Origin of the sequence: Streptomyces sp. W16 (assembly GCF_033194735.1) — a bacterium.
Lineage (GTDB): Bacteria > Actinomycetota > Actinomycetes > Streptomycetales > Streptomycetaceae > Streptomyces.
In genome coordinates this window covers 1-7343 of sequence record NZ_JAWOAI010000488.1, presented here as the reverse complement: position 1 = coordinate 7343, position 7343 = coordinate 1, and the positions used below count along the sequence as shown (strand labels likewise).

Here is a 7343-nt window from a genome sequence, read left to right as displayed (position 1 = left end):
CCGCGGCGGGCTCCGGCTGGGGCTCCGCCTCCGGCGTGACCTCATCGGCGACCGGCTCAGCCGCGGGCGCGGCTTCCGCCTTCGCTTCCGCCTCCGGCCCAGTTTCCGCTTCCGCGGCAGGCTCGACGACCTGCTCGGGCTCCGGGGCGACCTCGGCGACGGGCTCCGCCTCGGGCTCGGGGTCTAGGACGGGCTCGGCTTCCGGCTCCGGCGCGGTTTCAGCGATCGGCTCGGCCTCAGGCTCGGAGATCGGCTCGGTCTTCGCGACGGGCTCCGGCGTCGCCTCGGCCGTAGCTTCGGCTTCTTCCGCCGTCGGCTCGACGACCGGCTCCGACGCCGCTTCCGCGACCGGCTCCGCCTCAGGCTCGGCGACCGGCTCGGTCTCCACGACGGTCTCCGGAGTCGCCTCGGCCGTAGCCTTGGTTTCCTCTGCCTTCGGCTCGACGACCGGCTCGGTCTCCGTGACCGCTTCCGGCTCGGGCGCGGTTTCCGTGGCGGTCTCCGCGACCGGCTCCGTCTCGGGCTCCGGCGTCACCTCGGCCGTAGGCTCGGCTTCTTCCGTCGCCGGCTCTGCGGTCGGCTCCGGCTCCGCCTCGACGGCGGGCGCGGCCTCCGCGAGCGGCTCGACGACAGCCTCGACCTCGACCGCGGCTTCAACCTTGGCTTCAACCTCAACCTTGGTCTCCGCCTCCGTACCCTCCGTCCCTTCCGTCGACGTCGTCGGCTTCGGGACTGTCACGTTGTCGAAGGCCAGGGCCACGAGTTCGTGTTCGTCGTCCTCCAGGGTGGAGGACGGGCGGGGTTCGGGGACCTGGGCCGTTGCCGCGGGGGCGGGGGTCGGCAGTGTGGTGGGGTCGGGTTCCGTGGAGGGGGACGGGACCTTGGCCTCCGGTTCCCGGGGGGTCTGCTGTTCTTGCGAAGGAGTGCGTTCCGCGCTCTCTGCTTCCGCGGCACGCTCCTTGCGTGACCTGCCGAACGCATTCCGCAGGAGAGTGAGAATGCCCATGTGCGCAACCCTTCGCGTGAGTTGAAGCCGTCAATCCCTGGCCAGGACGGACACGTAAGGTTAGCGGCCTCGGATGGCGATCTTAGGCAGGGGCGACGCGCGGGAGACACGTCCTGTCAACACCGCCTGTTTCAGCCACCACTTCGCTCACCCGTTCACCTGCCTGTTCGTCGACCGGCGGGCAGTGTCAGTGGCTCCCCCTACCGTTCCTTTCATGACGCACGTGACGCACCGCACGTACAGGACGCACTGGATACACGGCCCGCTCGCGAGCCATGAGGAGGTCAACGTCGTCTTTTTTCGGGGGATGTCGTTGGACGCGCTCACGCGGGAGCTCCTCTCCATACGGCGCATCCCGCTCGCGTACGCCAAGGGCGGCGAGGACGAGGACGAAGGCGAATGGGGGCTGGTCATGCATGACATGTTCGGCTGGGACGAGGACGACTACGACCGCCCCGACTACCGGCAGTTGTGCCGGGACGGCGGTGAACTCGCCGTCTTCACCACGGAACCCTGCATCGCCAAGGCGCACGGCCCCGACTTCGACTACTACCGCGCCGGGCGCTACGTCTGCGGGATCAGCTTCGAGAACCCGTCCGGCGGCGTCGGGGAACAGCCCGGTCTGCTGGCACCCGCCCTCACCGCCGCGCGGCTGATCGGGCCGCACGCGGAACTCGACCCGTACGACAACGAGGAACGGACCGTCCAGGCGATCTCGGCCTTCTTCTCCCTGCCCGATCCCGACTTCTTCCTGACCTGATCGATCAACCCCGAACCCGGCGCAGCGCTCAGTGCGGCGAAGCGATCGCCCGTGCCGCCGCGACCTCCTGGCGCAACGGCTCCAGCACACTCCCCGCAGGGCCCGTCAGATCCGTACGGACCTCCACCAGCACCTCCGACTCGCGTACGCCCTCCGACAACTCCCGGAGTTGGAGCGCCACTTGGGTGACCTCGGCGGAAGACGGCGGCGGTGCCCCGTGTTTCACCCGCACCCTCGCCGCCGTCGTCGCGTCGACGATCCGTTCCACGGCGACGACGAGCGGGAGCCAGCCGGCGGCGAGGCGGCCGGTGGGCGGGGGTTCGGTGAGGGCGCGTTGGAACTCCGTGCGGATGACGGACAGGTCGCGGTAGAGGCGGCGCCGCATCCGGGCGCGGGCGGCCGGCTCGGTCCCGGCCCCGGGCGTGCCAGGTGTACCGAACGCCGACTCCACATACCGTGCCGTGTCCGCCACCGCCTCCGCCAACCGGTCCCCGACCCGCGTGTGCCAGCTCTCCGGCCAGAGCAGATAGCCCGCGATCAGTGCGATTCCGCAGCCGATCAACGAGTCGACCAGGCGGGGCAGGAGGAGTGCCGTGCCCTGGTGGTTCAGGATGTCCGAGAGGAGCAGGATCACCGGGGTGATCGCCATCGTCTGGTAGCCGTAGCCCCGGGGGGTGAGGGCCGGGATGAGCGGGGCCAGTAGGAGCAGGACCAGTACGTCCCACCAGCCCCTCGGTACCACCGACAGCACCGCCGCCGCGATCACCAGTCCCGCCACCGTGCCGAGCGCGCGCAGCAGGGCCCGGGAGAAGACCGAGCCGAAGTCGGGCTTCAGGACGAAGGTGATCGTCAGGGCGATCCAGTACGAGCGCGGGACCGGGACCGTGGAGACCAGGACCTGTGCCAGGCCGATGCAGAGGGCGAGGCGCAGGCCGTAGCGCCAGGAGCCGGCGGACAGGACGACGTTGCGTGCCGCGCGTGCCGCCCGGATGCGGAGGGCCGCCGGGCGGCCGAGGCGGTCGTCGATGCCCCGGGGGTCGACGTCGGGGGCGGTGACGACCTCGGCCGTGTGGCGCAGGGCGTGGTCGATCGCGCGGGTCGTCTCGCTGGTGGGGGTGGGGAGGTCGAGCCCTATCGGGCCGGTGTAGCCCGTCTCGACGGCGTGGGCGAGGTGGCGGACCGTTTCGCGGATCTGCGGCGGGAGCGGCCTGCCCGTCTGGTGGACCGCGGGGGCCGCCTCGACGACCGGCGTGATCGCGTTCAACTGGGCCAGCAGGCGGGTGAGTTCGGGGTTGCGGCCGTGGTGGCGGGCGCGCCGGGCGAGGACGAGGTCGTAGGACTGGTTGAGGGACTGGGTGACCGCTTGACGGGCCGCGCCGTAGCCCGCCGTCGGGTCGTCGCCGCAGGTGGCGAGGAGGTCGGCGACGGTGCGGTAGGTGTTCGCGACCGCCGTGCGTTCCGGGACGCCGGAGCGCAGGGGCCAGGCGAGGAGGGCGAGGAGCAGGACCAGGAGGCCGCCGCCGGACATCAGGGCGGGGGCCACCCACCACGCGCCGGGGAGCGGGAGGCCCGCGCCGATCACCGAGTTGAGGAGCAGGAGCAGGCCCGATACGGAGGCCACCGCGCCGATCGTCGAGATCATCCCCGAGACCAGCGCGATGGCGGTCAGCGCGGTGACCGCGAGCCAGCCGTGGCCGTAGACCGCCGCTCCCAGGGTGACGCCGACGGCGCCGAAGAACTGGGGGATCGCGATGTTGAGGATGCGCATGCGGTAGGCGTCGGCGGTGTCGCCGATCACTCCGGAGAGGGCGCCCATGGAGGCGAGGGCGCCGTAGGCGGTGTGTCCGGTGGCGAGGCCGAGGGTGAGTGGGAGGGCCATCGCGACGGCGGCGCGGGCGACGGCCGGTCGGTTGAGGGGGGCCTGCTGGGGTTGGAGGTTCCTCACCAGCCAGTCGGGGGGTGTGAGGCCGATGGGGAACTCGCGGGACATGTGCCCATTATGAGCAGCACCCTGACCTATCCGTGCTGGTGGAGCGCGATGTCGACCAGCAGGGCTCGGTGGTCGGTGTCGGCGAGGTCGAGGAAGCGGGCGCTGTTCGCGGAGAAGTCCGGGGAGAGGAGGACGTGGTCGATCTGGGTGCCGAGGGTGGGGGTGAGCCGCTCCGGCCAGCTCGGTGTGCGGGGGTGTCCGGCGAGGCGGGCCGCGTCGCGCAGGCCGGTGTCGAGGATGCGGCGGAACGCGGCGTGGTCCTGGGAGGAGTTGAAGTCTCCGGCGAGGACGGTGGGGGTGGTCGGGTCGGCGGCGGCGAAGGTCCGGAGCCTGCCCAGTTCGCGGCGCCACAGGCCGACCTGGTTGGGCAACGGGGGCATGGGATGGGCGAGTTGGAGGCGTACGGCGTGACCGTCGACATCCGCGACGGCGCCGGGCATGCCCATCGTGCCGGTGACGCCCTTCGTGCCCTTGAGGGGGAAACGGCTGAGGATCACCGAGCCGTGCGAACCGGCCGCCACCACGGCCTGCCGGTAGGGGAGTTCGGTGCCGAAGTCCCGCCGCAGCGTGGCCTGGCAGGTGTACTCGCACTCCTCCACGAACACCACGTCCGGCCGCTCCCGCCGGATCACCGGCACCAGGGAGCCGGTCCCCTGCCCGAACTCGACGTTCGAGGTCAGCACCCGGAACTCGGCGATCGCGGGCCCGTCCGGTTCACCGCTCCTGCCGTACGGCTCGATGAACCACGCCAGCAGGCCGAGCAGCGCCACTCCCCACACCAGCCCGAGCCGCCACCGGGCGAGCAGGGCGAGGAGGAGTCCGAGGCCGGTGGGGGCCAGCAACCACGGGAAGAAGGCGAGGAGTTGGGTGATGGGCGTGCGGGCGTCGGTGTCGGCCGTACGGCAGCCGACGACCACGCTCGCGGCGGCGAACAGCAGGCCGGCGCACCAGACCGTGAAGTGCCGGCCCCGGTGGCGTTCCGGGACGAAGTCGGCGGCGGTCCACTCGGAGGTCACGGTGCCCACGTGATGACCTTCCGCCGGTGGACGCAGATGCCCGGATCATCCCACGTGTGCCGGGAACTCCCCCGGGAATCGGGAATCCCGGGGAACGTCTCCAGGAATCAGGCCTGGGCCCGTGTCGGCTGCTGTGCCCGGTCCGTCGCCGCGGCGGTCGCGGGTGCTCGCCGGCGTCGTACGAACTCCCTTGCCGGGCGGGCGTATCGGGTGAGCCAGGCCGTCGCGGCGACCGTGAGGCCGAGGCCGAGGAGCAGCCAGGCGACCGTGCGCAGGGTCGAGGTGAGGGCGTCGTAGATCGCGCCGCCCGCCGCCTGGGAGACCTCGGCGGGGAGGTCGGAGACCGTGAGTTGGCGGCCGATCGCGAGGGCGAGGCCGAGCAGCGCGCCGCCGAGGGCCGTGCCGAGCGCGGTCGCGGTGATCGCGCGGCGGCGGCGCACGGCGACGGTGATGCCGGTGACCGCGAAGACGGCGGCGGTGACGGGGAGCCAGAAGCCGGCGACCTCAAGCACGTGGAACTCCTCCCGGAGCGGGCCCAGTTCACCGGCCGGGAGCACCGCGACCTCGGTGTGCTGGACGGGGATGCGGTTCGCCAACGGCACGTGTTCGTGGGCGAGTTGGTGCTTGACCTGGGCAGCGACGGGGGCGAGGTCGACGGTGACGGCGCCGCTGCGCCCCTCGTCCCGCAGGGCGTGCAGCACGGCGTCGTGGGTGGCCCGGTTGCCCTCGTCCCAGGCCAGCCGGAAGGCCTCGGTCTTGGTGAACGAGTGCACCGCGTCGTGCACGAAGGGAGCCATCGTGCCCCGCATCCCGCCCACCGTGCCCCGCATCCCTTCCACATGGATCCCGCGCATGATGCCCGCGCCGACCGTGTCCGCGACGACGTCCCGTACGGCCGGGTCGGCGGCCAGCGGCGCCATCGCCGTGACGTAGCGGCCGGAGTCGGTCAGGTCGTACGCCGCCCAGGCCGCCAGCGCGCCGAAGGGCGTCAGGAAGCAGGAGAGGGCGACGAGTACGGCCGACAGGGCGCTCCGGAGACGTGGGGGCACCTCCCCAGGACACGGGCGGGGCGTGCGGTGCGCGAGCCGGGTGCCCGTAATTGGCTGCATTCGGGTGCGATGTCAAGCCGAACGGGTGCCCTGGCCTCGGAACCCTTGGTGGAACTGGCCGTTCCGCTCTCGGGTGGAGGGTTGACCCGAACGGGTGTTTCCTGGAACCGGGGAGAAGGAGGCCGAACATGCGCACCACTCCGGCCCTGCGGACTCTGGCCGCGGCCCTGCTCACCGGTGGCACACTCGCCGTCGCGGCGGCGGGCACCACGGCGGCGGCAGCACCGACCACGTACGCCGAAGGACATGGCGGTGGTGGCGGTGGCGGCAGTCCGATCTGGGGCACGATCGTCTCCCGCACCGATCTGAACGTGCGGCAGTCGCCCACCACGCATTCACCCGCCGTCGACTCGCTCTCACCGGGCAGCCAGGACCGCGTCCAGTGCGTGGTCACGGGACAGAGCGTCAACGGGAATCCCGACTGGTACTGGCTCGTCGGCGCGCAGGGCTGGGCCAGCGCCGCCTTCGTCGACACCGGCGGCCAGTGGGTGCCGTCCTGCTCGGATCCGTGTCCGGGCTGGAAGGACGGCAGCGACAACGGCAACAACTCGAACTGGAACAACGACCCGAACTGGAGCGACAACTCCAACTCGTGGAGCACCTCGGCCTCCGGGTCGTGGAGCGTCTCGGGCTCGTGGAGCTGGAGCGCCTCCGGTTCGTCGAGCGGCGGCGGCATCTGGAACTGGGCGCCGTAAGGGAACAGGGGAAAGGAGTGGGCCCCGGCCGTCCGGCCGGGGCCCACTCCTTGTGCCGTACGACGTCAGCGGATGCGGTTGCCCGCTCCGTCCTCGCGCGTGTAGTAGCGGTAGAAGAACACCAGGAACACGCCCGCCGTGGTGGCGAGCCCGATGGCCGCGGACCGCAGCACGCTCTCGCCGGTCTGGCTGTAGAGGAAGCCGAGCGCGGCGCCCGCGAAGCCGGACTTCACCAGCGAGTGCAGTTCGCGCTTGAGCAGCGGGGCGAACCGGGCCACCGCCAGGCACAGCACGATGAACGCCAGCGCCGTCACGAAGCCGAACAGGATGTTCCAGCCGGTGATGGGACCGCCGCTGCGACGGTTGGCCGCCGCCCAGTAGCCGTAGACGAGCCCGAGGACGACCGGGATCGCGACCTTCGCCACGCGGTGCACGCGGGCGTCGAAGATGTCGGGCAGGCCGCTCGGGCCGGTGAATCCGCCAGGGCCTGTCGTCCTGCCGGGGCGGCCGGTCATTCCGCCGGGCGTGGGTGCCGCTTGAGCCATGAGAGCACTCCTCTCTCTCGCCCCCGTCTACCAATGCACACCCCGGGGGAGGCGGTGGCAAGTCGGGGTGCGGCCTCGGTTGCCCCATGTTTCGCTGGGGCGCATGAAGCTCGTACTCTTCGGCGCCACCGGTATGGTCGGCAGCCGGATCGCCACCGAGGCGTCGGCCCGCGGACACCAGGTGCTGGCGGTCAGCCGTTCCGGCCAGTCGCCGGTCCCCGG

At 71.8% G+C, this 7343-nt stretch carries 7 protein-coding genes and 1 pseudogene; 3 read left to right on the top strand and 5 right to left on the bottom strand.

Features of this window, described 5'->3' with window-relative positions:
• A pseudogene (locus R6V09_RS41360) lies at positions 1–760 on the bottom strand (VWA domain-containing protein); the annotation flags it as partial.
• Between the two features lie 460 nt (positions 761–1220).
• Between R6V09_RS41360 and R6V09_RS41355 the strand changes: the two are divergent.
• On the top strand, positions 1221–1766 hold the full coding sequence (locus tag R6V09_RS41355; RefSeq protein ID WP_317886638.1) for a hypothetical protein: 546 nt from the start codon (positions 1221–1223) through the stop codon (positions 1764–1766).
• A gap of 28 nt (positions 1767–1794) precedes the next feature.
• On the opposite strand, the gene R6V09_RS41350 is transcribed toward R6V09_RS41355, so the two are convergent.
• The 3 genes from R6V09_RS41350 to R6V09_RS41340 all read right to left on the bottom strand — a co-directional run bounded on the left by R6V09_RS41350 (position 1795) and on the right by R6V09_RS41340 (position 5821).
• Positions 1795–3756 carry an FUSC family protein gene (locus R6V09_RS41350; protein ID WP_317886637.1) on the bottom strand — a complete coding sequence of 654 codons (1962 nt, stop codon included), beginning with the start codon at positions 3754–3756 and terminating at the stop codon, positions 1795–1797.
• Between the two features lie 26 nt (positions 3757–3782).
• A complete protein-coding gene (locus tag R6V09_RS41345) occupies positions 3783–4781 on the bottom strand; it encodes an endonuclease/exonuclease/phosphatase family protein (RefSeq protein ID WP_317886636.1) in 999 nt (332 codons plus the stop codon).
• Positions 4782–4879: 98 nt separating this feature from the next.
• Positions 4880–5821, bottom strand: coding sequence for a hypothetical protein (locus tag R6V09_RS41340; RefSeq protein ID WP_317886635.1), 942 nt, complete (start codon positions 5819–5821; stop codon positions 4880–4882).
• 188 nt (positions 5822–6009) lie between these two features.
• Here R6V09_RS41340 and R6V09_RS41335 point away from each other — a divergent pair, with 188 nt between their 5' ends.
• Entirely contained in the window at positions 6010–6576 is a 567-nt protein-coding gene (locus R6V09_RS41335) for an SH3 domain-containing protein (RefSeq protein WP_317886634.1), read from the top strand.
• Positions 6577–6641: 65 nt separating this feature from the next.
• Here the strand turns inward: R6V09_RS41335 and R6V09_RS41330 are convergent, their stop codons facing one another.
• Positions 6642–7121: a hypothetical protein gene (locus R6V09_RS41330; RefSeq protein ID WP_317886633.1), complete on the bottom strand. Its 480-nt coding sequence runs from the start codon at positions 7119–7121 to the stop codon at positions 6642–6644.
• Positions 7122–7224: 103 nt separating this feature from the next.
• Between R6V09_RS41330 and R6V09_RS41325 the strand changes: the two genes are divergently transcribed.
• Positions 7225–7343, top strand: a 119-nt coding sequence (locus R6V09_RS41325; protein ID WP_327097433.1) for an NAD-dependent epimerase/dehydratase family protein, incomplete at its 3' end; no start/stop codon positions are given.

Coding starts and splice junctions, on each gene's coding strand:
- R6V09_RS41330 (WP_317886633.1), bottom strand. CDS start 7,121: ATGGCTCAAGCGGCACCCACGCCCGGCGGAATGACCGGCCGCCCCGGC.
- R6V09_RS41350 (WP_317886637.1), bottom strand. CDS start 3,756: ATGTCCCGCGAGTTCCCCATCGGCCTCACACCCCCCGACTGGCTGGTG.
- R6V09_RS41335 (WP_317886634.1), top strand. CDS start 6,010: ATGCGCACCACTCCGGCCCTGCGGACTCTGGCCGCGGCCCTGCTCACC.
- R6V09_RS41355 (WP_317886638.1), top strand. CDS start 1,221: ATGACGCACGTGACGCACCGCACGTACAGGACGCACTGGATACACGGC.